We start from the raw sequence: 24,008 nt of genomic DNA, 5'->3' as shown, positions 1-24,008 counted from the left end.
GGTCCAGGCCGACAGTGGTAACTTGCATGGGGTGGCTCCTCTCAATTGCAGATTCTGACACCTGCACTATGGCGCATTGCGACGCCGGGAGCGGGAGCCATCCACCCCATCTGCTTCTTGGCCGCGAAGGCTGGAAGGTGAACTGGATCGAAGCCCGTCGGGCAAACGATCCGGGGGATCGTTTGTAGGGCGTAGCGCTCTACCGGCTCTACCGAGAAGAAGGCCTAACAGTCCGTAAACGGGGCGGTCGCAAGCGGGCCCTGGGGACCAGGGCGCCCATGGCGATCCCGCAGGGGCCGAACCAGCGCTGGTCGCTGGACTTCGTGTCAGACAGCCTGTCCCCTCTCGGGACATTGCTTCGCAATGCCCTGCCGGGCAAGGGATGGTCGCTGCTTACGGGTGCTCTGCATCATCGACGACTTCAGCCGGGAATGCCTGGCCGCGGTCGTGGACGCCTCGCTGTCAGGGCAGCGCGTTGGCCGTGAGCTCGACAGCATCGCTCGGGTGCGCGGCTATCCATGCATGGTGGTCAGCGACAACGGCACGGAGCTGACCTCGAACGCCATCCTCAAATGGCAGGAGGAGCGCCGGGTCGAATGGCACTACATCGCTCCGGGAAAACCGATGCAGAACGGCTTCGTCGAGAGCTTCAATGGCCGCCTGCGCGACGAGTGCCTCAACGAGCACCTGTTCGCCAATCTGCGCCACGCCCGCGACCTGATCGAGGCGTGGCGCGACGACTACAACCACCACCGCCCCCACACGAGCCTCGACGGGCTCACCCCGTGGGAGTATCACCAACGGTCAGTAGAGGACCAAACCCTGAACAGAGCTAACTCATAAACGCGGACTCTATGGGGAGCAGGTCATGCGCTATAGCTATGCTGGGGTATGTGGAACTGGAGGGCGAAGAATGAACCGCGATCTCAAAGACACCAGCAAATTCCTTAGCTACATCCTGCGCCACAAACCGGATGCGATTGGTCTCGACCTCGACCCGGAAGGATGGGCTAATATAGAGGAACTGATCGCAAAATCCGATATCTCGCTCGACCTCGACACCCTGCGCGAAGTGGTCTCCACCAGTGACAAGAAGCGGTTCGCAATTTCCGCCGATGGCCTGTTCATCAGGGCCAATCAAGGGCACTCCATCGCGGTCAATCTCGGGCTGGAACCTGTTGAGCCCCCGGAGTTTCTTTATCACGGGACCGCAACACGCTTCCTCGAAAGCATCCGAGATCAGGGCCTGCTTCCGCAGAACCGCCAATATGTCCATCTTTCCGCAGATCAAAGCACCGCAACCAAAGTCGGGCAACGCCATGGGAAACCGGTCGTTCTGACAATCCCCGCCCTGCAAATGCACCAGCAAGGCCACAAGTTCTTCCTCGCCCCAAACGGCGTCTGGCTGACCGAGAACGTGCCGCCAAAGGTTATCTCAGATTAAAAATGGTTCCGCAGCTATCGCAAAGAATAGCCGTGTCATACGAACGTAATGGCTTGCTCGCCTCATAACAGTTGGGGCAAAAGTAATATTCGCCTGACACATCAGCTGCCACTGGATACGAAGGGTCAGCCCTGATCGTGTCATATGGCGGATCAGCAATCCCGCTTTCCTTCCTGGCCGCAGTGGGGGCACTCCATTTTCAGAAGCGGTCTTGAGTCCGGCCTATTTGCGCGGTTCACACCGCTGGCCCTGATGGGTTCCGCAGATCAGGTTCCTATCTGCTTCGCGGGCATTTGCGCCCGGGACATTCAGCGGAGCGTCCTGATCATTGCGGCTGAAGGGTACACCATCACATCGTCGGTCTTGCTCTCTCGCTGTTTCTCTACGTCTCAGGCTGTGTAAGGGCGGTAGGGTTCGTTCTTGGTCAGCACCGCCCACATGATCCGCACAGTCCGCTGCCTGGCAGGGTATGCCGAAGGCATGTCCCGAGAAGGTTGTTCGCCATGGCGACGGTCGCGAGCCGGGCCGGCTTTCTCTGCAACAGCTTCGTCAGCCAGGGATCGGCACGCTCGGGATGATTGGTGACCTGCCGCACACGCGATGTCATGCCGACGACGATAAGCTGGCGCAGATACCGATCGCCCATCTTCGTGATCTTTCCCAACCGCTCCTTACCACCGCTGGAGTGGTTCCGCGGTGTCAGACCAGGCCACGCTGCAAATTCCCGCCCACTCTTGAACTGGTGACCGGACCCGATCGTGGCGGCCACGGCCGAGGCGGTCACCGGTCCGACGCCGGGAATGGTCTGCAGGAGTTGCGCCTGGCGGCTGAGACGGGCCTGGATACGCATGGTGATTTCGTACCAGCGAAGGCGGTTGTGCAGCTCGACCAGCTGACGGCTGAGAACCCTCAGAACGTCCTGGGCGAGCGCGGGGAACCCGGACTGCTTGCCCTCAATGATCCCTTTCGCAAAATCGATGGCCCGCGCGACGCCCCGAGCGATGGTGATCCCGAACTCCGCGGCCAGGCTGCGGAGCATGTTGATCAACTGGGTGCGCTGTCGAACCACGAAGTCCCGCGCGCGATGCAAGGAGAGAAGCGCCTGCTGGTCCTCCGACTTGATCTCAACAAACCGCATCGTCGGCCGCGTCACGGCCTCGCAAATGGCTTCTGCATCGACCGTGTCGGACTTGCCCCGTTTCACGTAGGGTTTGGCGTACATCGGCGGCATCAGCCGGACAGTATGACCGAGCTTCGTAAGCTCGCGGCCCCAGTGGTGGCTCGATGCGCAGGCTTCGATGCCGATGAGGCAGGGCGACAGTCGCTCGAAGAACGCCAGCACCTGCGCCCGGCGCAAAGGTCGGTTGAAGGCGACCTCTCCGGCCTCGGTAACTCCGTGGACATCGAAGATGTTCTTGGCCAGGTCGAGGCCGACAGTGGTAACTTGCATGGGGTGGCTCCTCTCAATTGCAGATTCTGACACCTGCACTATGGCGCATCGCGACGCCGGGAGCCGGAGCCATCCACCCCATCTTCTTTCCGGCAACTGCGACCGGCAGTAATGAGCCGAGGAGGCGGCGCCCGGTGCCTGGCTCGACCAACCGTTTGGGTCGGGTTCGGCATTCCCAACCGGGGCGGTGCGGCCACTCTCTCTGCCGTGGCCTCGCCTGCCATGCCGCCCGCCCACAGACAGCCTGGCTTCACGATGCAAAACCTTACTGCAGGCAGCCGCCAGAACCCCAAAACCCGCGTTTGAGACGCCGATGCGTCATTTCGGACATCTGAAACCCGGTTTTGTGAGTTTCAAGGTCCTCTGTCCAGAACAGTGACCTGGTCCCGCTCAGGCCTCCAGTTCCGCATCCCAATACAGAAAATCCATCCAGCTCGCGTGCAGGTGGTTGGGCGGGAACTTGCGGCCAGTGTTGCGCAGTTCCTCGGCACTTGGCTGTCGCGGCGGACGAAACAGAGACATGCCGGCACGGCGCAGGCTTTTCGACCCCTTTTTAAGGTTGCAGGGCGAACAGGCCGCAACGACGTTTTCCCAGCTGGTGATCCCGCCCGAGGCCCGCGGCACCACATGGTCGAAGGTCAGATCGCCCTTGGCGCCGCAGTATTGGCAACGAAATTCGTCCCGCAAGAAAAGATTAAAGCGCGTGAAGGCCACGCGCTTTTGAGGTGTTACATAATCTTTCAGCACGACAACGCTGGGCATCCTTATCCTTGTCGTGGGGCTTCGGACGTATTCGTCGTATTCCGCCACGATATCGACCCTGTCGAGGAAAGCCGCCTTGATCGCCTCCTGCCAGGACCAGAGCGACAGGGGATAATAGGAGAGCGGCCGGTAATCCGCGTTCAGCACCAGCGCGGGATGCTGTTTCAGCGCCCCCGGTTCGCGTACAAATTCGGTTCTGAAATCGCCGTCCATCTGCGTGACTCCGCCTTCGCCCTGAGTGCCGTTCCGGCGCCAGAGCGGGGAACCCGCCCCAGCCATGATTTAACTATATATCGTGGTCGACCTCTGACAAGTCCATAGATCCACCGGATGTCGCGGCAATCGTTACGCCGCCCAGATGACAGGCAGATGACGTTATCCACAGGCGCGCCAGTTTCCCTTGCCGCGCTTTTGCGCTAGGACGCGCGACATGACCCGGCTGATCCGCTTCAACAAACCCTTCGACGTGCTGCCGCAGTTCACCGACCGCGGCACCGAAGGCACGGCCCGCCGCACCCTGTCGGAATTCATCGACGTGCCGCGCGTCTATCCCTGCGGCAGGCTGGACCGCGACAGCGAAGGGCTGATGCTGCTGACCGACGACGGCAAGCTGCAGGCGCGGATCGCCGATCCCAGGCACAAGATGGAAAAGACCTATCTGGTGCAGGTCGAGGGACTGCCCGACGCGGCCGCGCTGAGGGCCCTGGCCGAGGGCGTCGATCTGAAGGACGGGCGCACCCGCCCGGCCCGGGCCCGGCGGATTGACGAACCCGAAACGCTCTGGTCGCGAACGCCACCGATCCGGGTGAGGAAATCCGTCCCCGACACCTGGATCGAACTGACCATTCGCGAGGGCAAGAACCGCCAGGTGCGTCGCATGACCGCCGCCGTGGGTCATCCCACCCTCAGGCTGATCCGCTGGCGCATCGGCGACTGGAGCCTGGATGGGCTGGCGCCGGGCGATTGGGACGACCTGCCGCCGCCGGGGCCTGACAGACGCCCACGTCGGTGATATCCTCGGGCGCATGTCGCTGCCCCCTGCCCCCGTTCCCGGCGCGCTCCTCGAAGCCGCGCTCTATGCCCGCGATCTCGACGCGGCAGAGGGGTTTTATGGCGATCTGCTGGGCCTCACGAAGATCATCCGCCATGACAATCGACATGTCTTCTATAGGCTCGGCGCCGGGGTTCTGCTGATCTTCAACCCCGAGGAAACCGTGAAACCGCCGCATCCCGGCGCCCTGCCGGTGCCGCCGCATGGAGCGCAAGGCGCGGGGCATGTCTGTTTCGCGATGGAGCGGGAGGATATCGCCGCGCTGCGCCCCCGGCTGGCTACCGCCGGCGTGGCCGTCGAGGCCGAATTCGACTGGCCGAATGGCGCCCATTCGCTCTATATCCGCGACCCGGCGGGCAATTCGGTCGAATTCGCCGAACCGCGGCTATGGCAGGCCGATTGATCCAGCGCAAGGCTGCGCCGCCACCGCACTGCCAAGCTGCAACCGACGCCGTTGAGGAGAGGCCCCGATGACCATCCCTGCCCCCCGCCTGCATTACATGATCGGTGGCGGCATCGCCGCACTGGCCGCCGCCACCCATCTGATCCGCGACGCCGGCGTGGCGGCAGAGACCATCCGCATTCTCGACGACCGACCCCACCCGGGCGGCGCGCTCGATGGCGCCGGGGACGCGCAATGGGGCTATCTGACCCGCGGCGGCCGGATGTTCGAGCCGAACTTCGTCAACACGCTGGACCTGCTGTCGCAGATCCCCTCCCCCGACGATCCCGCAATCTCGGTGACCGAGGATATCCTGGCCTTCAACACCCAGGTCCGCGCCGCCTCCTCCTGCCGGCTGATCGCCGACGGACGTCCTGCGGATATGGATCATCTGGGGTTGTCGGCGGCTGATATCCTGGCGCTGAACCGGCTGATCCTGACGCCCGAAGGCCGCTTGGGCGCCCGCACCATCGGTGCCTGTTTCGACCGCCCCTTCTTCGACAGCAATTTCTGGATCATGTGGTCCACCATGTTCTCCTTCCAGCCGTGGCATTCGGCGGTTGAGATGCGGCGCTATCTGCGGCGGTTCATCCACCTCTTCCCCGGCTTCACCCGGATCGAGGGCGTCTTGCGTACCCGCTATAACCAATATGACAGCGTGATCGCGCCGCTGAGGGACTGGCTGACGACACGCGGCGTGCGGTTCGACAGCGGCGCTACCGTCGCGGCGGTGGAGATCGAGGGGGACGAGAGCCACCGAAACGTCACCGGCATCGCCCTGGCCGACGGCAGCCATATCCCAGTGCGGGCCGAGGACCGGGTGTTCCTCACGCTCGGCTCGATGACCGACGGCGCCAGCTACGGCAGCACCGACAGCGCCCCGCCACTCGCCCCCGGTCCGACGCCGTCCTGGGATCTGTGGCGGGCGCTGGCGGCGCGCCATCCGGGCTTCGGCAATCCGGCGGCCTTCGCCGGCGACATCGACAAAAGCGCCTGGACCTCTTTCACCGTCACCATGGACCGGCCCGAGTTTCGCGACTGGCTCGAAGCCTTCACCGGCAATGCCACCGGCACCGGCGGGCTGGTGACGATCCGCAACAGTGGTTGGCTGATGTCCTTCGTGATGTTCAACCAGCCGCATTTCCGCACCCAACCCGAAGACAGTACGGTATTCTGGGGCTATGGGCTGCGCGGCGACCGGCCCGGCGATTTCGTCCCCAAACCGATGTGGCAGGCCACCGGCGAGGAGATCATTGCCGAACTGAGCTGGCAATTGCGGCTGTCGCCCAGCCAGCGGCAATGGTTCGACGGCGCCCGGGTGCTGCCCTGCCGGATGCCCTTTATCACCAGCCAATTCATGCCGCGCAGCCCCGGCGACCGGCCAAAGACACAGCCGGCGGGCGCCGGGAATTTCACCCTGATGGGGCAATTCGTCGAACTGCCCCACGATACCGTCTTCACCGTGGAATATTCGGTGCGCAGCGCCCGGGCGGCGGTGCAGGCGCTGACAGGCCAAGCCGCGCCGCTGCCCATGGTGCGCAGCGACCGAAACCCGAGGGCACTGCTGCGCGCCGCCAAGGTGCTGCTGGAGCTTTGACGTCGCTGCAACACCCGCCGGCGCCGGATCAGAACCCCAGCTTGTCGCGCAGGAAGGCCAGCGCCACACCCAGACCGTCAGGGGCGATGCCGTGGGCGGTGCCCTTCTCGATATGAGCAAAGACCTCTTTGAAACCTGCCTGCTGTAGCGCCTCGGCCGCCTCGGGCAGCGATTGCACCGGCACCACATCGTCCTGATCGCCATGAACCAGCAGGATCGGCATGCGGCTGACCACATCATCCTTCAGGGCTTCCGGGCTCAGCAACCGGCCGGAAAAGCCGACCACGCCGGCAATCGGATCCTCGCGCCGCGGGGCGACATGCAGGCTCATCATCGTGCCTTGCGAAAAGCCCACCAGAGCCACCTGTTCGGGCAGCAAGTCCTCGTCCACCATCAGCGCGTCGAGAAAGGCGTTGATATCGGCGGCGGCCGCCTGCATGCCGCGTTCGGCGGCGTCCTCGGACGATCCATCCAGCCAGGGGATCGGGAACCATTGAAAGCCGAAGGGCGCGCCAGCGCAGCTTTCGGGGGCGTCGGGGGCGACGAACAGCGTATCGGGCAGGTGTTCGCCCAACGGATCGGCCAGCCCCAGCAGATCGGCCCCATTGGCCCCATAGCCATGCAGAAACACCACCGCCGAACGGATTTCGCCCGAAACCGGCTCAACCCGGCCGGCATTGAGAACACGAGTCATCTGATCCCTTCCCTGTCCTTTGCCACCCGGTAATAGGCCCAGAGCAGCCGCGCGGCAACAGACCTCCAGGGCGCCCAATCCTCGGACATCTGCCTGAGCGCCCTTTCGCGCGGCCTCTCGGGCAGATCGAACAGGATCCGCGCGGCCTCCTGCAAGGCCAGATCGCCCGGGGCGAAGACATCGGCACGACCAAGCGAGAACATCGCATAGATTTCGGCGGTCCAGACGCCGATGCCTGGCACCTCGGTCAGCCTGGCGATCACCTGATCGGTGGGGGTGCTGCACAGCGCGGCATAGTCGATCCGCGCCTCGGCGAGCGCGCGGGCATAGCGGATCTTCTGCCGGCTGAGGCCCGCAGCGCGCAGATCGTCGTCGCTGGCCCAGAGGATCTTGCGCGGGCCGGTCAGCCGCGCGTCCTGCATCCGCCCCCAGATCGCATTGGCGGATGCGACGCTGACCTGCTGGCTGACGATGGCGGACAGAAGCTCGGCAAAACCGTCGGGCCGCCGGCGCAACGGCAGCGGTCCGGTCTGCTCCAGCGCGGTCGCGAAGCGCGGCTCCTGTGCGGCAAGCCAGCGCGCGCCTTCGGCGACGCAGTCGGGGGTTTCGATGATACGGCCAAGGGTCATGTGCCGAACCATAGGAAATGTACCGATACAGGCAAGCCATCTTGTCGCAGGACATATTCGCGGATAGGCATTCGATATGTATGAAGTTGACGACAGCAAGGCCCGGCGCAACGTGGCCGTTCTGGTGGCCGCCCAGGCGTTTCTGGGCGCGCAGATGCCGATGATCTTCACCGTCGGCGGGTTGGCCGGCCAATCTCTGGCCACCAATGCCTGCCTGGCCACCCTGCCGATCTCGTTGATCGTGCTGGGTTCGATGCTGGCAGCGACGCCGATTTCCGCCATCATGCAGAAATGGGGCCGCCGCGCAGGGTTCCTGCTGGGGGTCACCGGCGGCGCCATCGGCGGGGCGATCGGCGCCTATGGGCTCTATCTCGGCTCCTTCCCGGTGTTCCTGGCCGGCTCCTTCTGCACCGGATTTTACATGAGCGCGCAGGGCTTCTATCGCTTCGCTGCCGCCGATACCGCCTCGGACGAATTCCGGCCCAAGGCGATTTCCTATGTCATGGCCGGCGGGCTGCTGTCGGCGCTGATCGGGCCGCAACTGGTCAAGGTGACCTCGCAGGCGATGGTGATCCCCTTCCTGGGCACCTATCTGGCGGTCATCGGCGTCAATGTGATCGGCTCGCTGCTGTTTCTCTTCATCAATATCCCGAAGCCCAAGGCCCCCGCCGCCGACGCGCCGCGCGGCCGCACGCGGTGGGAGCTGATCACCACGCCGCGGATCGCCGTGGCGGTAATCTGCGCCATGGTCTCTTATGCGCTGATGAACCTGGTGATGACCTCGACGCCGCTGGCGGTGGTCGGCTGCGGCTATGATCAGGGCAATGCCGCCGATGTGGTCTCAAGCCACGTGCTGGCGATGTATATCCCGTCGTTCTTCACCGGCCATCTGATCGCCCGCTTCGGCGTCGAAAAAGTGGTCGCTGCCGGCTTGTCGATCCTTGCCGGCGCCGGCGCGGTGGCGCTGAGCGGGGTCGAGCTGGAGAATTTCTTCATCGCCCTGGTTCTGTTGGGGCTGGGCTGGAACTTCGGTTTCATCGGCGCCACCACCATGCTGGCCGGCGCGCATGCGCCTGAGGAGCGCGGCCGCATGCAGGGGCTGAACGACCTGCTGGTCTTCGGCGGCGTCACCATGGCCTCGCTCGCCTCGGGTGGGCTGATGAACTGCTCCGGCGGCACCCCGCAGGAGGGCTGGACCGCCGTCAACATGGCGATGGGCCCGTTCCTGGTGCTGGCCGGCGGCGCGCTGTTGTGGCTGATGTTCCAACCCGAAGAGACCCGCGAAGAGCCGATCTGACCGCCCCGGCCCGGGCCTGCCCCCATGTCAAAACGGCGCCCGATGGGCGCCGTTTTCGCAACCAGCTACCAGCGGCCCGACGCCGCCCGCGCCATCAGTGACAGACGCTTTTTCGCATCGCTCTGCCCCAGGGCCGCGGCAGCCACCCGCCCCGGCTCAGCCCGGGCCTGTTTCAGGATGGTGCCCGCCTCCCAGCCGGCCAACAGCGCCGGACGGGCCGCCGGGCTGACATCCCTGCGTCGTGCCCGCGCATCCGACAGCCGATCCAGTGCCTTCTCTGCCAGCGCCTTCACCCCGCCGGGGGTTCCGTCGAGCAACGGCACACGACCGCGCGCCTCCAGCTCCGGCACCGCGCGCAGCCAACTGGCGACGCCGGCGGCATAGCCAAGAGCGCGCACCACGGGCTCCTCTGCCGCGCCCAGAGCTGCGGCGCCGGCCCACATCAGGCTGCCGGCGCTATGATCAATGTAGCGGTCGAAACCAGCCTCATCTCCAAATGGATCTTTGTATATATCCCAGCTTCTTACAGCGACATATTGATCCAACGCTTCAGCTTGTGCCGCAGGCAGGATCACGGCCAGGGGGGAGACCACCTCATGCCGCCGCACCACGCCACCGGTGGCGATTTCCTCCAGCGCGTCGCGCCACCATTGCAGCCGCATTTCGGCAATGATCGCCTCCTGCGTCACCCAGGGCGCCCGCGACACCTCGACATTCATCGCATAGAGCGGGAACAGAACCCGGCGCGCCGCCACCGGCGCGGCCATCGCCGCCAGAAAGCGATCAGGATCGCCCCGCCGGACCAGATCGGCGCAGGCGTTCAAATCGGCGGTAGAAACCTCGACCATCGCTCAGACCGCCCTGACCGGAGCGACATCGGGCAACGCGCCCGGCGCCACATCGCGCACCAGCTTCCAGCGGATCGCGTCCAGCAGCGCCTCGAAAGAGGCATCGACTATGTTCGGGCTGACCCCGACGGTGGACCAGCGCCGGCCCTGCCCGTCGATGCTGTCGATGATCACGCGGGTCACCGCCTCGGTGCCGCCCTGGGTGATGCGCACCTTGAAGTCGACCAGCCGCATGTCGTCGATGATCGCGGAATAGCGCCCCAGATCCTTGGCCAGCGCCTTGGCCAGCGCGTTGACCGGGCCGCGATCGGATCCGCTGGCATCCACGCTGTCGGATATCGACATATGCTTCTGCCCGTCGACCTTGATCACCACCACGGCCTCGGAAAAACTGACCATCCGGTTGCGCTTGTTCTTGCGCCGTTCGACGGTGACACGATAGCGCTTGACCTCGAAGAACTCGGGCATCCGCCCCAGTTCCTCCCGCGCGATCAGCTCGAAGCTCGCCTGTGCGGTGTCATAGGCATAACCTTCATCCTCGCGCGCCTTGACGCGGTCGAGGATGCGGCCAAGCGCCGGATCACCGGGCGCGACCTCAAGCCCTGCCTCGGCCAGACGCCGGCGCAGGTTCGACTGGCCGGCCTGGTTCGACATCGGGATGATGCGGGTATTGCCCACCTCACCCGGATCGATATGTTCATAGGTGGTCGGGTCCTTGAGGATGGCACTGGCGTGCAGCCCAGCCTTATGCGCGAAGGCCGAGGCCCCGACATAGGGTGCCTGCTTCATCGGCACCCGGTTCAGGATGTCGTCGAGCATGCGGGAAATCCGTGTCAGCCCCGTCAGCGCCTCAAGGTCGATACCAGTATCGAAGGCGCTCGCGAAAGGCTCCTTCAGCAACAGCGTCGGGATGATCGACGTCAGGTTTGCATTGCCGCAGCGTTCGCCCAGCCCGTTCAGCGTGCCCTGCACCTGCCGCACCCCGGCCTCGATCGCGGCGAGCGATCCTGCCACGGCGTTTTCGGTGTCGTTATGGGTGTGAATGCCGAGGTTTTCGCCCGGGATCCCGGCGGCGATCACCGCGCGGACGATGCGGGCGATCTCCTCCGGCAGGGTGCCGCCGTTGGTGTCGCAGAGGACGATCCAGCGGGCGCCGGCGCCAAGCGCGGCCTTCAGGCAGGCCAGCGCGTAATCGGGATTGGCCTTGTAGCCGTCGAAGAAATGTTCCGCATCGAACAGCGCCTCGCGGCCTTGCGCGACCAGATGGGCGATCGAGGCGGCGATATTCTCGAGGTTCTCCTCCAGCGTGATGCCGAGCGCGGCGGTGACATGGAAGTCATGGGTCTTGCCGACCAGGCAGATCGCCCCGGTGCCGGCGTTCATCACCGCCGCCAGAACATCGTCATTCTCGGCCGAGCGGCCGGCGCGCTTGGTCATGCCGAAGGCGGTCAGCCGGGCGCGGGTCTTGGGGGCGGCCTCGAAAAACGCACTGTCGGTGGGGTTCGCCCCGGGCCAGCCGCCTTCGATGTAATCGACGCCCAACTTGTCCAGCGCCTCGGCGATGCGGGTCTTCTCGGAGGTGGAGAATTGCACCCCCTGCGTCTGCTGCCCGTCGCGCAGCGTGGTGTCATAGATGTAGAGGCGTTCTCTCATTTTCCCCTCCCTTGGACCATGAGTGAGAAGGGCCGCGCCCGACCCTGGGTGGGCGCATTCCCCCTCAGTTCGGCGCGCGACGCTGTCGTGCTCACCGCAGCTGTCCGGTGCATAACATCAACATATGCGCCCTCCCGGGAGGAGGGTCGGGCGCGGCCCGGCCTATGGCCGGGCAAAACACTTTGAAGACGGCTCATTCCACCCCCTCCAGCTTGGCGGCATCGAAACCCGGCCCTGGGACCAGCTCCACCCCCGCCTTGCTCATCCGCACTTCAAGGCCGGCGGCAAGATAGGCCGCCTTCAGCCGGTCGACCTCGGAAAAATCCTTGCTCTCCATCGCGGCCTGACGCGCCTCGAACAGTCGCCCTTCATAAGCTGAAAGATCGACTTGGCCCGCCTCAGCCCAGGCGCCCAGCTCGGGCGTCAACAACCCCAGCATCCGGGCCGAGGCCAGCAGCGCCGCCGGGTCTTCGCCGGCCAGCCGATGCAGCTCGGTGATCGCGCCGGCGGTGTTCAGATCGTCGGCCAAGGCCTCCTGGACCGCGACAGCGGCGGTGGCGGCGGGTTCGATGCCCGCCGTCAGCGCCCGCCACTTGCGCAACGTCGCCGCGGCCTCCTCGGCCTTCTTCTCAGTCCAGTCCATCGGCTTGCGGTAATGGGTGGAGAGAAAGACGAAGCGGATCACCTCGCCCGGCACGCCCTTTGCCAACAGGTCGTGGACGGTGAAGAAATTGCCCAGGGATTTGGACATCTTCTTGCCCTCGACCTGCAGCATCTCGTTATGCAGCCAGTAATTGGCGAAATGCCCCTCGGGATGGGCGCAGCAGCTTTGCGCGATCTCGTTTTCATGATGCGGGAACATCAGATCGTTGCCGCCGCCATGAATGTCGAAGGAGGCCCCCAACAGCTCGTAGGACATGGCCGAGCATTCGATATGCCAGCCGGGCCGACCGCGGCCCCAGGGGCTGTCCCAGCCCGGTTCATCGTCCTTCGCGGGTTTCCACAGGACGAAATCCATCGGATCGCGCTTGTAAGGCGCCACCTCAACCCTGGCGCCCGCGATCATATCCTCGACCGAGCGGCCAGAGAGCGCACCGTATTTCTTATAACTGTCGACCGAGAACAGCACATGGCCCTCAGCCGCATAGGCGTGGCCGCCAGCGATCAATGCCTCGATCATGGCGATCATCTGCGGGATGTATTGCGTCGCCCGCGGCATGGCGTTGGGTTCCAGCGCGCCGAGCGCCCCCATGTCATCCAGAAACCATTGCGTCGTCTCGGCGGTGATCAGCTCGATCGGCCGGCCGCTGTCTTCCGCGCGCTTGATGATCTTGTCGTCCACATCGGTGAAATTGCGCACATAGGTGACATGAGAGGCGCCATAGACCTGACGTAGCAGCCGGTAGAGCACATCGAAGACCACCACCGGGCGCGCATTGCCCAGATGCGCCCGGTCATAGACGGTGGGGCCACAGACATACATTCGCACATTGTCCGGGTCGATCGGGGTGAAGACCTCTTTCCGGCGAGTCTTCGTATTGTGCAGTTTGATCGTCGTCATGACGGACTCCTCACAGGCGCGGCGCTCAGCGCGGGCTTAGCAACTTGTCTTGAAGATGAAAACGACAGAAACCGGCCCGCAGATGAGATCAGCAGGGAATAATGCAGCAGGTAATGATGCGGCGAATGCGGTTCATGCCGTGCAGATAGCATGTGCGCCACGCCGAGGGAAGACGGAAGCGTGGCGCGGCTTTCTGCGATGGTCCTTGTCGAGGGAAGACTGGCCATGCCGCGGCGGCAAGGGGGCGCTGCCCCCCGGCCTGCGGCCTCCCCCCGGGATATTTTCAGCCAGAAAAAGCGGGTGGGCGTGTCGTGATCGCCGGATCAACACACAAACGGACCCCAGGCCCGAGCGCGCGCCCCGAGGTTACAAGGACGCTACCGGTTGACAATTCCCGTCCCCTTGCCCCCCTAGTGGCCCCGATAGAGTAGAAGCAATCGAGGTGCCCCATGCAGCTTTCCCATCGCATCGAAACCCTGACGCCCGGCGGGGCGGACGGATGGGAGGTGTTCGTGAAGTCGAAGGCGCTGATCGCCGAGGGCGTGGCGGTTACCGAACTGACCATCGGCGAACATGACATCCGCACGGATCCGACGATCCTGGGAGCGATGGATGCCAGCGCGCGCGGCGGTCGCACCGGCTATGCCGAGGTGCCGGGGATCGGCGTATTGCGCGACAAGGTGGCAGCGCGGATCACCGAACGTACCGGCGTGGCCACCGGCCGGGACAACGTCTTGATCACCCCCGGCGGCCAGGCCGGGCTGTTCGCCGCCCATTGCGCGGTTTGCGATCCCGGCGATGCGGCGCTGTTCATAGACCCCTATTATGTCACCTATCCCGGCACTCTGCGCGCGGTCGGCGCCCGCCCGGTGAGTATCTTGACCCGGGCCGAGACCGGATTTCTGCCCAGCGAAGCCGCGATCCTTGACGCCGTGACACCGGATGCCAAATCGCTGCTGATCAACAGCCCCAACAACCCCACCGGCGCCATCTATGGGCGTGAAACCCTGGAGGAGATCGGGCGCGCCTGTGACGAGGCCGGGCTTTGGCTGATCTCGGACGAGGTCTATGACACCCAGGTCTGGGACGGGACGCATCTGTCGCCCCGCGCCCTGCCTGGCATGGCCGAGCGCACGCTGGTGATCGGGTCGATGTCGAAATCCCATGCGATGACCGGGTCGCGCTGTGGCTGGATCGTCGGTCCGGACCATGCGATCGCCCGACTGATCAGCCTGGCCACCCATACCACCTATGGGGTGCCGGGTTTCGTGCAGGAGGCCGCGCTATTCGCGCTGGATCAGGGCTCCGAGCTGGAGGAGCGCATCGCCGCGCCCTTCCGCCGTCGCCGGGCGCTGGCGCAGCGCATCCTTGCCGGGCAGAACACCCTGCGGATGCTGCCGCCACAGGGGGCGATGTATGTGATGCTGGATGTCCGCGCCACCGGGCTGAGCGGCGATGCCTTCGCCGATGCGCTGCTCGAAGCGGAACGGATCGCGGTGATGCCAGGGGAAAGCTTCGGTCAGGCCGCCGCCGGCCATATCCGGGTGGCGATGACCATCGAGGACGAGGCCTTTGCCGAGGCGCTGGAAAGGCTCTGCGGTTTTGCCGCCGGGCTGGCCGCTGCCAAGGCGAGCTGACGCCTGCAGAAGGGCCCCACCGACAAACGGCAAAACGCGCGCCCGGTGTCCCGGACGCGCGCCTGCCCCTCAGGTCGCCGCAGGCAACCGATCCACCCGGGGTTGAGGTGCACCCAAGGGGACGGATCGGCCTTTCCCTCGACCGAAGGAGCCGGTCGGATCACTCCTCCGCCAGCGGGATCAGCCCGATCTTGCGGGCCTCGGCCAGCTCTTCGGCGTCAAGACCACCGTCGGCATTGGCGTCGAGATCGAGAAACATCTCCTCGGTCACCTTCGGCGCAATGGCCTGAACCTCTTCGAAGCTCAGCAGCCCGTCGCCATCGGTGTCGGCGGTCTCGGCCGCCCAGGCCAGCGCCGGCAACGCAAGGGTTGCAGCGGCAAATGTCAGGGTCGTTCGGGAAAACGGTTTCATCGCATCAGCTCCTTTCAGTTGCCCGCGGCGGGCAGCAGCCCGGCCTTGCGCCCGGCGGCGATCTCGTCGACGTCGAGAAAGCCGTCCTTGTTCACGTCGAGTTCGGTGAACAGCTCTTCGGTGGTGTCGGGCAGCGCCGCCTGCAGCTCCGCCAGGTCGAGCATGCCATCGCCATTGGTATCGGCGCTGTCGGCGGCGAAGGCCATGGCCGGCAATGCGACGGCGGCGGCGATCAGGGTCATATGTTTCAAAGTCATTTCTGGGTCTCCTTTAAGGATGGGGGAAAGAGGCGGGCCTCAACCTTCGTTCGCCGGCAACAGGCCAGCGCTCTGGGCCATGGCGATCTCATCGGCGTCCAGCCCCCCGTCGGCATTCACATCCATCTGGGTGAAGGCCTCTTCGGTGATCATCGGCAAGACCGACTGAAGCTCGGCCAGGCTCACCATACCGTCGCCGTCTGTGTCGGCCTCGGTCAGCGCCCAGAGCATGCCGGGTGCCGCAATCGCCGCCACGGCTGCCAGGGTGGTCAGTTTCATCGGTTTCATGTCTTGTCCTCCTTCAAGGATCGTCGTTCGCCCGTTTGCGAACACCATGAAGAAAGTGCGACACGGCTGCGGTGTCATCGGGGGAAGGGCGAACAGAGGATTTCGGGCGAAAGGCCGCGCTTTTCGCCGCCACGGCTTTGCGGAAACCCGCCCGAGCAAGAGCGCGGAAATCCGCTCGGCGGTTTGGTTCCGCCGGCTCGCGGCCCGGACGGCACGGTTTCGCCCATTTTGCCCCCCTCAGCCCCTGTGCGAGAGTTTGCCAAGCCCCGGGAGGCCGGACGTGAAAAGGGGCCCCGCAGGGCCCCTTTCGGCATTCAGCGCAACATCATCCGGTCAGAACAGGAAATCGCCCCGGCCCAGATCGTCGATATCAACATTCAGCACGGTAATCCTGGTGCCGGCGTGATCGTCGATCACCGCGTCGCTGCCCTGCTGCTCCATGTGATTGTTGACCAGATCCTTATAGGTCTTGATCCGGGTCACCGCGCTCAGGTCGATATCCTCGCCGTTGTGGGCCGCGTTGAAATCGGTGATCACGTCGCGACCCGCTTTGTTGCCGAAGACGAAGGTATCAAGGCCGGCTCCCCCCGTCAGCCGGTCATTGCCCCTGCCGCCGATCAACACATCGGCCCCGGCGCCGCCGAACAGCTTGTCATTGCCACCGCCGCCATCCAGCCGATCATTGCCGCCATTGCCATAAAGCTTGTCGGCACCGCTGCCGCCGAAAATCCTGTCGCGGCCGGCGCCCCCCTCCAGCGTATCGCGCCCCGCATCGCCGAACAGCCTGTCGTTGCCGTCCCCGGCAAAGAGCACATCATCGCCGCCACCGCCGGCGATGCGGTCATTGCCGGTCAGGTTGAAGGGCACCCCGTCGCCCACCTTGAGACCGGATCCGGCAATATCGTCATCGCTGCCCAGAGTGATGTCCCAGTCGCGCGCCATCAGGTAGGTTTCGATCGCGCTGAGCTCGATGCCGTATTCGTCGCGATAGATGATCGGGGCGAAATCGCTCATGTCGATATCGACGGCGGCAAAAACGATTTCGGAAGACCCGGCCGCGAAGGTGATGGTGTCGATCACCCCGGAGGTCACATAATAAGTGCCACCGATCGCCCCGAGACCAAACCCCGTTCCGGTGGCGCTGAAGCTGGCCGGAACGCCGCCAAAGCTGCCATGGCCGGAAAACGCCGTGGCACTGGTGCCGGCCACATCGGCATCGACGGAAATGAAATCGACGATATCGACCAGATCGCCGAGAGAGAAACCGGTGCCGGCCAGAGAAACCTTGATCGTCATTGCAAACCCCTTCCTGAAACATGTCTCCCAAACGCCGCAAGTCTGTGAGCGGCGCTGTGAAATATCAAGTCAGGGATTGCAAACGCCGATCCGCCCCCCGGGAAAGCAAGCCCCGCGGCGCCAGAAAAAAGGGGGGCAAATGCCCCCCTTCAGTTTCGACCTTCAGGCTCATCTCGTTCACCGCCCTATGTTTTCTGCCTGCGGCCTGAACGTCGTCAGGGGCGAGCGCACCCGCCCCGCGAGGTAGTGAGAGGAACGGCCAGACCGTCCCACCCGGTGCGTTGGGATGCAGGGAAACCCCTGCCCCGATATTCGTTGGGGATGAAAATATATTTCTTCCAATCCCCTACACGCCAATCTTGACGTGATAGATTAGCTACATCCGCTGGTCGCCCCGCAGGTGTTGCATTTCATGCAGGTGCCGTTTCGCACCAAAGTGTAATTGCCGCATTCACCGCAGGCCTCGCCCTCATAGCCCTGCATGCGGGCCTTGGCGCGGGCGTCCATGGTGACGGTTCCGCTGGCCACGGCAGTGGTGGTGGTGCTGGTCACCGTCGCCGACGCAATCGTTTCGGGCGCCAGGGTTTGTAGCGCCGCCTCTGGATCGGCTCCGGCAAACCCCATGCCGGCGCCGCCCTGCAGCACCATCAACTCCTGTGGCAGCCGCTTGCGCAGATAGCCGGTGGAACTGATCTGCTTGAGCACCTCGAGCGACCGCGAGGCGGCATTTTCGCTGATCTCGCTAAGGTTCGAGACCCCCTCGTTCGCGTGGCCCTGCCCCAGATCGTCGAAGGTGGTGCCCTGCGGCTTCACATGCGCCAGATCGGTGCGGTCCAGATAGCTCACCGCCAGTTCGCGGAAGATATAATCGAGGATCGAGGTCGCGTTCTTGATGCTGTCGTTGCCCTGCACCATCCCCGCCGGTTCGAACTTGGTGAAGGTGAAGGCATCGACGAATTCCTCAAGCGGCACGCCGTATTGCAGACCGACCGAGACCGCGATGGCGAAGTTGTTCATCATCGCCCGGAAACCGGCGCCTTCCTTGTGCATGTCGATGAAGATCTCGCCCAGAGAGCCGTCCTCATATTCGCCGGTGCGCAGATAGACCTTGTGGCCGCCGACGATGGACTTCTGGGTATAGCCCTTGCGCCGCGACGGCATCTTTTGCCGACCGCGGGCAACCTCCTTGATCACCAGCTTTTCGACGATCTTCTCGGCCAGCACCTGGGCCTTTTCCGCCGGCGTGCCGGTTTCCAGCACCTCGGCGGCGTCATCGTCATCCTCGACCAGCGCGGCGGCCAGGGGCTGGCTGAGCTTGGAGCCATCGCGATAAAGCGCATTGGCCTTCACCCCCAGCGACCAGGACAGCTCATAGGCCTGCTGACACTCTTCGATGGTGGCGTTGTTGGGCATGTTGATGGTCTTGGAAATCGCGCCGGAGATAAAGCTCTGCGCTGCGGCCATCATGGTGATGTGGCTGTTGACCGACAGGAACCGCTTGCCTGTCTTGCCGCAGGGGTTGGCACAGTCGAAGATATGGTAATGCTCTGCCTTCAGATGCGGCGCGCCTTCCAGCGTCATCGTCCCGCAGACGTGATCGTTCGCCGCCTCGATATCGGCGCGGGAATATCCCAGGTGCCGCAGCAGGTCAAAGGTGGGATCGGTCAGCTTTTCGGGCGCGATCTTCAGAACGTTGGTGCAGAATTCCTCGCCCAGGGTCCATTGGTTGAAGACGAAGCGGATGTCGAAGGCGCTTGCCAACGCCGCGTCGATCTTGGCCAATTCGTTTTCGCCGAACCCATGCCCCACCAGCGTGGTGTGGTTGATCGCCGGCGCGTTGCCGATGGTGCCATGGCCCACCGCATAGGAGATGATCTCTTCGATCTCGACCGAGGAATAGCCAAGGTTTTCCAGCGCCGCGGGAACCGAGCGGTTGATGATCTTGAAATACCCACCACCGGCAAGCTTCTTGAACTTCACCAGGGCAAAGTCGGGCTCGATCCCGGTGGTGTCGCAATCCATCACCAGACCGATGGTGCCGGTGGGGGCGATCACGCTGGTCTGGGCGTTGCGAAAGCCATGCTTTTCGCCCAGCTCCAGCGCCTCGTCCCAGGCGGCCATGGCCAGATCGACCAGCCGCTGGTCCGGGCAATGGGCGTGGTCCAACGGCACCGGCGCCACCGCCAGTCCCTCATACCCCTCGGCCTTGCCATAGGCGGCCAGACGGTGGTTGCGAATGACCCGCAGCATGTTGTCGGCATTGCGGTCATAGCCGGCGAAAGCGCCCAGTTCACTGGCGATCTCGGCACTGGTGGCATAGGCGACGCCGGTCATGATCGCGGTCAGCGCCCCGCAAAGCGCGCGACCCTCATCGCTGTCATAACCGTACCCCATGGTCATCAGCAGACCGCCGATATTGGCATATCCCAGCCCCAGGGTGCGAAAGTCATAGGAAAGCTGCGCGATTTCCTTCGACGGGAATTGCGCCATCATCACGCTGATCTCCAGCGTCAGCGTCCACAGCCGGGTGGCGTGCATGTAATCGCCGGCCTGAAACTGCCCGTCCTTCAGGAAGGTCAACAGGTTCATCGAGGCAAGGTTGCAGGCGGTATCGTCCAGGAACATGTATTCCGAACAGGGGTTCGACCCACGGATCGCCCCATCCGCCGGGCAGGTGTGCCAGGCATTGATGGTATCGTGGAACTGGATGCCCGGATCGGCGCAGGCCCAGGCGGCATGGCCGACCTTTTCCCACAGATCGCGCGCCTTGACGGTCTTGGCCACCGTGCCGTCGACCCGGTTGACCAGGTCCCAATCCGCATCCTCGCGCACAGCCTGCAGGAAGCCGTCGGTGACCCGGATCGAATTGTTCGAATTCTGGCCGGAGACCGAGCTGTAGGCCTCGGAATCCCAGTCGGTGTCATAGGTGGGGAATTCGATGCTGGTATAGCCCTGCTTGGCGTAATCCAGCACCCGTTTCACGTAAGTCTCGGGGATCGCGGATTTCTTGGCATCGCGGATCGCCGTTTTCAGCCCCGGATTGGTGGCCGGATCGCAGGCATCCTCGACACTGCCGTCCCAGGCCCTGATCGCGGCGAAGATCGCATTCAGCTTTTGCTCGTGCATCTTGGAGCCGGCAACGATCGAGGCGACCTTTTGTTCCTCCTTCACCTTCCAGTCGATGAACTGTTCGATATCCGGGTGATCGGCATCGACGATCACCATCTTGGCGGCGCGCCTTGTGGTGCCGCCCGATTTGATCGCGCCGGCCGCCCGGTCGCCGATCTTGAGAAAACCCATCAGCCCCGACGACTTGCCGCCACCCGACAGCCGCTCTCCCTCGGCCCGCAGGCGGCTGAAGTTGGTGCCGGTGCCCGAGCCGTATTTGAACAGCCGCGCCTCGCGCACCCACAGATCCATGATGCCGCCTTCGGTTACCAGATCATCGGCCACCGACTGGATGAAACAGGCGTGCGGCTGAGGGTGCTCATAAGCGGATTTCGATTTGGTCAGCTTGCCGGTCTTGTAATCGACATAGAAATGGCCCTGGCTCGGCCCGTCGATGCCATAGGCCCAGTGCAACCCGGTGTTGAACCACTGCGGAGAGTTCGGCGCGGCGCGCTGGCTTGCCAGCATATAGCGCATCTCGTCGTAATAGGCGCGGGCGTCGGCCTCGGTGGTGAAATACCCACCCTTCCAACCCCAATAGGCCCAGGCGCCGGCGAGCCGGTCGAACACCTGCTTGGATGAGGTCTCTCCCCCCGTCTCGGTGGTGGCGGTTTCGGGAACCGACCGCCAAAGGAACTTCGGCACGTCTTTTTCAGCGATTTTCTTCAGCCGCGCCGGGACGCCGGCCTTGCGGAAATACTTCTGCGCAATGACGTCACTGGCCACTTGGCTCCAGCCGGCGGGCACCTCAATCTCTTCCAGACGAAAGACGATGGTGCCATCGGGATTGCGAATCTCGGAGGTCGTGGTGACGAACTCCAGATCGGCATATGCGTCCTGCCCAGCCTTGGTGAATTTCCGTTCAATCTTCATCGCTGCCTCTGACCTTCCAAGCGTTTCCCGCAACCGGGTCTTTCCCCTCTCAGGCGCCTTCCGTGGCTTTGCGCATGACCTCCCCGGGTCGCAAGGCCGCTCCCGAGCCCTGCGTCCGGTCCCTTGCCCGTCGCGATACGCTGATTTTCCGCCACTCATCCCCGGATGCGAACCCTAGCTCTACCCACTAGATTTAGTGTTCTCACTTCCGGTCCACACAATCTGAGGCAGGTGAATGGCATGGGTCAACGGATTTTTTTTCCGTCCTGCGGCAAAAACCCTGTTGACCTGCAAGCCCCCTGCGGATGGCTCACGATTCCTCCACGGAATGCTGCGCGGCAGCACCTCGCCCTTCGCCTGAAGCCGGTGACGGAAGCTCTTTTCCAAGAAGGAAAAACCTGGATCGCCCCACCATCGCCACCGCAGGCGCAGCGAAGTTGACCAGATTTCAGGCAAATCGACAAAGTGGAGAGAAAGATGGTCACGACCCCGGCCCGCAAGCAAAAACAGCAAGGCGAGAGAGCTGGATCAGACGATTTCAGAAGGATGGTCGGGGCGGCGAGATTCGAACTCACGACCCCCTGTACCCAAAACAGGTGCGCTACCAGACTGCGCCACGCCCCGGACCGTGCGCCTGTCTAGCGGCGACAATCGGATTTGAAAAGCCCTAACAAGGCCAGACGGCAGGTCCTTGGGAAAAAATCGGATGGCGCATCACCGTGCCAGGCGCAATTCCATAGCGGCGCGCCAGCCCGGCATTGATTTCCAGCACCGCAAAGATGCCCTCGCCACCGTCAATCGGGGTCAGATCGCCGGGCGTGGCATCACTATGCACGCGCCGAACCACCCCCTGACGGTCGAGGAACAGCATATCCAGCGGAATCAGGGTGTTCTTCATCCAGAAAGAAACATGTTGCGGCGGATCATAGACGAACAACATCCCCGCGCCGCGCGGCAGGGTCTGGCGATACATCAGCCCGCGGGCGCGTTGCTGCGGCGTCACGGCCAGTTCGACGGAAAACCCCGCCTGCCCCCAATCGCCGCGCAGATCAACCCGATCCGCCCGGCATTGCGCCAGCGCAGCACCTGCAGCGCAGATCAGAATCGACGCGAGGGCAAGACGCCGGATCATGACGCCTGGACGTTCTCCACCCGGGGCTCCTCGGCCTCGTCACTGGCAGCAGGGGTAGCGGGCGCCTCCACCGCGGCCTCCCAGGCCAGAACCTCGGCTGCCATGCGGCCGCGGCGCCCGTCGATCACCCGCATCGCCAGCGCTTCGCCCGGCTGCAGGTCGGCCAGGCCGGACTGGCGCAGCACCTCGATATGCAAAAACACATCCTCTTCGCTGCCGAAGACGTTGGCAAAGCCGAACCCCTTGGCCTTGTCGAACCATTTGACCCGCGCCGGTTCCAGCGGATGGCCATGCAGCTCTTCGATATCGAGATGACTGAAATCGGACAGCACCGGCCCCTCGGTCCGCGCCGGCGGGGTGATCGAAACGATCTCGACCGCCTGCACACCACGTTCGGTGCGATGGGTTACAATCTCGATCCTGGAGCCGTCAGCGACCGAGCTCTGGCCGAAATTCCGCAGTACATTCACGTGCAGGAGGATATCCGGTCCGCCCAGATCCGACACCACAAAGCCATACCCTTTGGCCGGATCGAACCATTTCACCTGACCTTCCACTTGCTGCATGCTGCTCAGATCTTCCGCCACTACTTTTGTTTCCGCGTCCTTGCGTTATACGCACATATTCGAGATTTGCCTGCCTGTCTGCTACAAACCCAAGAAGAGTTTCAAGCGCAAAACGTCGAATTGGCCAAAATTCCGCACCAAAATTCAAGGCGTTGCAATTCACGTAACGCAGACGTCACGGGTTCAAGCGCTGAATTTCCCAAGCTGTTTCAGGCGTCTGGCGGCGCCAGACGAAACGATCATGCAGGCGAAAGGCACCATCGGCCCAGAATTCGATCTGCACCGGCGTAAGCCGATATCCGCCCCAGAACGGCGGTCTGGGCGGATTAGTGCCGAAGCGCGCGGTCACCTTGGCGACCTCTGCCACCAGCGCCGTGCGGCTTTCCAGCGGTTGGCTTTGACGCGAGGCCCAGGCCCCTAGCCGGCTTTTCAGCGAGCGGGAGGCATAATAGGCATCTGCCTTGGGCCCGTCCTCCTTGGTGATCAGCCCGCGCACCCGCAGTTGCCGGCGCAGCGATTTCCAATGCATGACGAATGCCGCCTTGCCCGCCTGGTCCAGTTCCTGCGCCTTGGCGCTGGTGTAATTGGTATAGAAGACGAAGGCGTTATCCTCGATCTCCTTCAGCAGGACCATCCGCACATCCGGCAGCCCCTCTTCATCGACCGTAGCGATGGCAATCGCGTTCGGGTCGTTCACTTCGCTTGCCTCGGCTTCGGCAAGCCACCGCCGTGCGATGACAAATGGATCATCGCCGGCAAAAATACCGCTTCTGTCGCCCATGGTATCCCCATCATGGAATATGTCGGGACACTAGAACGCTCCCGCGCGCCGGGCAAGCCTGACCGAAGCGCTTCTTCGCGCGTGACATCGGACTTCTGCGGTGACTGCACGCCCTTGAAGCGAGAATGGCAATCGCCTAAAGGACTGATCCAGACCGTTCGACAGGCGGA

At 63.8% G+C, this 24,008-nt stretch carries 20 protein-coding genes, 1 tRNA gene and 2 pseudogenes; 7 read left to right on the top strand and 16 right to left on the bottom strand.

Going from position 1 to position 24,008, the window contains the following annotated elements:
- Positions 1–197: 197 nt before the first annotated feature.
- A pseudogene (locus G455_RS23605) lies at positions 198–843 on the top strand (IS3 family transposase); the annotation flags it as partial.
- Positions 844–913: 70 nt separating this feature from the next.
- A complete protein-coding gene (locus G455_RS0107545) occupies positions 914–1,444 on the top strand; it encodes an RNA 2'-phosphotransferase (protein WP_028093138.1) in 531 nt (176 codons plus the stop codon).
- Between the two features lie 389 nt (positions 1,445–1,833).
- On the opposite strand, the pseudogene G455_RS23600 reads toward G455_RS0107545, so the two are convergent.
- A pseudogene (locus G455_RS23600) lies at positions 1,834–2,894 on the bottom strand (IS110 family RNA-guided transposase).
- A gap of 390 nt (positions 2,895–3,284) precedes the next feature.
- On the bottom strand, positions 3,285–3,869 hold the full coding sequence (locus G455_RS0107530) for an HNH endonuclease (protein WP_028093136.1): 585 nt from the start codon (positions 3,867–3,869) through the stop codon (positions 3,285–3,287).
- A gap of 217 nt (positions 3,870–4,086) precedes the next feature.
- Between G455_RS0107530 and G455_RS0107525 the strand changes: the two genes are divergently transcribed.
- From G455_RS0107525 to G455_RS0107515, 3 genes are all read left to right on the top strand, one after another.
- Complete coding sequence (locus tag G455_RS0107525) at positions 4,087–4,668, top strand: pseudouridine synthase (RefSeq protein ID WP_028093135.1); 582 nt, start codon at positions 4,087–4,089, stop codon at positions 4,666–4,668.
- Between the two features lie 13 nt (positions 4,669–4,681).
- Positions 4,682–5,110, top strand: coding sequence for a VOC family protein (locus G455_RS0107520; protein WP_028093134.1), 429 nt, complete (start codon positions 4,682–4,684; stop codon positions 5,108–5,110).
- Between the two features lie 67 nt (positions 5,111–5,177).
- On the top strand, positions 5,178–6,746 hold the full coding sequence (locus G455_RS0107515) for an oleate hydratase (RefSeq protein WP_028093133.1): 1,569 nt from the start codon (positions 5,178–5,180) through the stop codon (positions 6,744–6,746).
- 28 nt (positions 6,747–6,774) lie between these two features.
- On the opposite strand, the gene G455_RS0107510 is transcribed toward G455_RS0107515, so the two are convergent.
- Both G455_RS0107510 and G455_RS0107505 read right to left on the bottom strand, forming a co-directional pair.
- Positions 6,775–7,440: an alpha/beta hydrolase gene (locus G455_RS0107510; RefSeq protein WP_028093132.1), complete on the bottom strand. Its 666-nt coding sequence runs from the start codon at positions 7,438–7,440 to the stop codon at positions 6,775–6,777.
- On the bottom strand, positions 7,437–8,069 hold the full coding sequence (locus G455_RS0107505; protein ID WP_028093131.1) for a DNA-3-methyladenine glycosylase family protein: 633 nt from the start codon (positions 8,067–8,069) through the stop codon (positions 7,437–7,439). The genes G455_RS0107510 and G455_RS0107505 overlap by 4 nt, the downstream gene beginning before the upstream one ends.
- A gap of 76 nt (positions 8,070–8,145) precedes the next feature.
- Between G455_RS0107505 and G455_RS0107500 the strand changes: the two genes are divergently transcribed.
- Entirely contained in the window at positions 8,146–9,366 is a 1,221-nt protein-coding gene (locus G455_RS0107500; protein ID WP_028093130.1) for an MFS transporter, read from the top strand.
- A 65-nt stretch (positions 9,367–9,431) separates the two neighbouring features.
- On the opposite strand, the gene G455_RS0107495 is transcribed toward G455_RS0107500, so the two are convergent.
- The 3 genes from G455_RS0107495 to cysS form a co-directional block, all read right to left on the bottom strand.
- Positions 9,432–10,214: a squalene/phytoene synthase family protein gene (locus G455_RS0107495; RefSeq protein WP_028093129.1), complete on the bottom strand. Its 783-nt coding sequence runs from the start codon at positions 10,212–10,214 to the stop codon at positions 9,432–9,434.
- Positions 10,215–10,217: 3 nt separating this feature from the next.
- Complete coding sequence (gene cimA, locus G455_RS23595) at positions 10,218–11,867, bottom strand: citramalate synthase (RefSeq protein ID WP_035366321.1); 1,650 nt, start codon at positions 11,865–11,867, stop codon at positions 10,218–10,220.
- Between the two features lie 193 nt (positions 11,868–12,060).
- Entirely contained in the window at positions 12,061–13,428 is a 1,368-nt protein-coding gene (gene cysS / locus G455_RS0107485) for a cysteine--tRNA ligase (protein WP_028093128.1), read from the bottom strand.
- 449 nt (positions 13,429–13,877) lie between these two features.
- Between cysS and G455_RS0107480 the strand changes: the two genes are divergently transcribed.
- Positions 13,878–15,065, top strand: coding sequence for a pyridoxal phosphate-dependent aminotransferase (locus G455_RS0107480; protein ID WP_028093127.1), 1,188 nt, complete (start codon positions 13,878–13,880; stop codon positions 15,063–15,065).
- Positions 15,066–15,225: 160 nt separating this feature from the next.
- Here G455_RS0107480 and G455_RS0107475 read toward each other — a convergent pair whose 3' ends face one another.
- The 9 genes from G455_RS0107475 to pdxH all read right to left on the bottom strand — a co-directional run bounded on the left by G455_RS0107475 (position 15,226) and on the right by pdxH (position 23,838).
- Complete coding sequence (locus G455_RS0107475; RefSeq protein ID WP_028093126.1) at positions 15,226–15,477, bottom strand: EF-hand domain-containing protein; 252 nt, start codon at positions 15,475–15,477, stop codon at positions 15,226–15,228.
- 14 nt (positions 15,478–15,491) lie between these two features.
- On the bottom strand, positions 15,492–15,734 hold the full coding sequence (locus G455_RS0107470) for an EF-hand domain-containing protein (RefSeq protein ID WP_028093125.1): 243 nt from the start codon (positions 15,732–15,734) through the stop codon (positions 15,492–15,494).
- A gap of 39 nt (positions 15,735–15,773) precedes the next feature.
- Positions 15,774–16,022 carry an EF-hand domain-containing protein gene (locus G455_RS0107465; protein ID WP_028093124.1) on the bottom strand — a complete coding sequence of 83 codons (249 nt, stop codon included), beginning with the start codon at positions 16,020–16,022 and terminating at the stop codon, positions 15,774–15,776.
- A 333-nt stretch (positions 16,023–16,355) separates the two neighbouring features.
- A complete protein-coding gene (locus G455_RS25970) occupies positions 16,356–17,318 on the bottom strand; it encodes a calcium-binding protein (protein WP_051312260.1) in 963 nt (320 codons plus the stop codon).
- 372 nt (positions 17,319–17,690) lie between these two features.
- On the bottom strand, positions 17,691–21,359 hold the full coding sequence (locus tag G455_RS0107455) for a vitamin B12-dependent ribonucleotide reductase (protein WP_028093122.1): 3,669 nt from the start codon (positions 21,357–21,359) through the stop codon (positions 17,691–17,693).
- 547 nt (positions 21,360–21,906) lie between these two features.
- A tRNA-Pro gene (locus tag G455_RS0107450) sits at positions 21,907–21,983 on the bottom strand.
- A gap of 43 nt (positions 21,984–22,026) precedes the next feature.
- The gene (locus tag G455_RS0107445) at positions 22,027–22,491 is read right to left on the bottom strand and encodes a DUF192 domain-containing protein (RefSeq protein WP_028093121.1); all 465 of its coding nucleotides are present in this window, start codon (positions 22,489–22,491) and stop codon (positions 22,027–22,029) included.
- Positions 22,488–23,078 (bottom strand): cold-shock protein, encoded by a 591-nt coding sequence (locus tag G455_RS23590; RefSeq protein ID WP_051312258.1) that lies wholly within the window; start codon positions 23,076–23,078, stop codon positions 22,488–22,490. The genes G455_RS0107445 and G455_RS23590 overlap by 4 nt, the downstream gene beginning before the upstream one ends.
- A gap of 154 nt (positions 23,079–23,232) precedes the next feature.
- The gene (gene pdxH, locus G455_RS0107435) at positions 23,233–23,838 is read right to left on the bottom strand and encodes a pyridoxamine 5'-phosphate oxidase (RefSeq protein WP_028093120.1); all 606 of its coding nucleotides are present in this window, start codon (positions 23,836–23,838) and stop codon (positions 23,233–23,235) included.
- Positions 23,839–24,008 lie beyond the last annotated feature (170 nt).

This window comes from Pseudodonghicola xiamenensis DSM 18339 (assembly GCF_000429365.1).
Taxonomy (GTDB): domain Bacteria; phylum Pseudomonadota; class Alphaproteobacteria; order Rhodobacterales; family Rhodobacteraceae; genus Pseudodonghicola; species Pseudodonghicola xiamenensis.
The sequence above is the reverse complement of the archived record's forward strand: the minus strand, read 5'-3'. Positions and strand labels throughout refer to the sequence as shown.

What these genes read in the sequence shown, in the direction of transcription:
- G455_RS0107545 (WP_028093138.1), top strand. Translation starts at nt 914, where the DNA reads ATGAACCGCGATCTCAAAGACACCAGCAAATTCCTTAGCTACATCCTG.
- G455_RS0107530 (WP_028093136.1), bottom strand. Translation starts at nt 3,869, where the DNA reads ATGGACGGCGATTTCAGAACCGAATTTGTACGCGAACCGGGGGCGCTG.
- G455_RS0107525 (WP_028093135.1), top strand. Translation starts at nt 4,087, where the DNA reads ATGACCCGGCTGATCCGCTTCAACAAACCCTTCGACGTGCTGCCGCAG.
- G455_RS0107520 (WP_028093134.1), top strand. Translation starts at nt 4,682, where the DNA reads ATGTCGCTGCCCCCTGCCCCCGTTCCCGGCGCGCTCCTCGAAGCCGCG.
- G455_RS0107515 (WP_028093133.1), top strand. Translation starts at nt 5,178, where the DNA reads ATGACCATCCCTGCCCCCCGCCTGCATTACATGATCGGTGGCGGCATC.
- G455_RS0107510 (WP_028093132.1), bottom strand. Translation starts at nt 7,440, where the DNA reads ATGACTCGTGTTCTCAATGCCGGCCGGGTTGAGCCGGTTTCGGGCGAA.
- G455_RS0107505 (WP_028093131.1), bottom strand. Translation starts at nt 8,069, where the DNA reads ATGACCCTTGGCCGTATCATCGAAACCCCCGACTGCGTCGCCGAAGGC.
- G455_RS0107500 (WP_028093130.1), top strand. Translation starts at nt 8,146, where the DNA reads ATGTATGAAGTTGACGACAGCAAGGCCCGGCGCAACGTGGCCGTTCTG.
- G455_RS0107495 (WP_028093129.1), bottom strand. Translation starts at nt 10,214, where the DNA reads ATGGTCGAGGTTTCTACCGCCGATTTGAACGCCTGCGCCGATCTGGTC.
- cimA (WP_035366321.1), bottom strand. Translation starts at nt 11,867, where the DNA reads ATGAGAGAACGCCTCTACATCTATGACACCACGCTGCGCGACGGGCAG.
- cysS (WP_028093128.1), bottom strand. Translation starts at nt 13,428, where the DNA reads ATGACGACGATCAAACTGCACAATACGAAGACTCGCCGGAAAGAGGTC.
- G455_RS0107480 (WP_028093127.1), top strand. Translation starts at nt 13,878, where the DNA reads ATGCAGCTTTCCCATCGCATCGAAACCCTGACGCCCGGCGGGGCGGAC.
- G455_RS0107475 (WP_028093126.1), bottom strand. Translation starts at nt 15,477, where the DNA reads ATGAAACCGTTTTCCCGAACGACCCTGACATTTGCCGCTGCAACCCTT.
- G455_RS0107470 (WP_028093125.1), bottom strand. Translation starts at nt 15,734, where the DNA reads ATGACTTTGAAACATATGACCCTGATCGCCGCCGCCGTCGCATTGCCG.
- G455_RS0107465 (WP_028093124.1), bottom strand. Translation starts at nt 16,022, where the DNA reads ATGAAACCGATGAAACTGACCACCCTGGCAGCCGTGGCGGCGATTGCG.
- G455_RS25970 (WP_051312260.1), bottom strand. Translation starts at nt 17,318, where the DNA reads ATGACGATCAAGGTTTCTCTGGCCGGCACCGGTTTCTCTCTCGGCGAT.
- G455_RS0107455 (WP_028093122.1), bottom strand. Translation starts at nt 21,359, where the DNA reads ATGAAGATTGAACGGAAATTCACCAAGGCTGGGCAGGACGCATATGCC.
- G455_RS0107445 (WP_028093121.1), bottom strand. Translation starts at nt 22,491, where the DNA reads ATGATCCGGCGTCTTGCCCTCGCGTCGATTCTGATCTGCGCTGCAGGT.
- pdxH (WP_028093120.1), bottom strand. Translation starts at nt 23,838, where the DNA reads ATGGGCGACAGAAGCGGTATTTTTGCCGGCGATGATCCATTTGTCATC.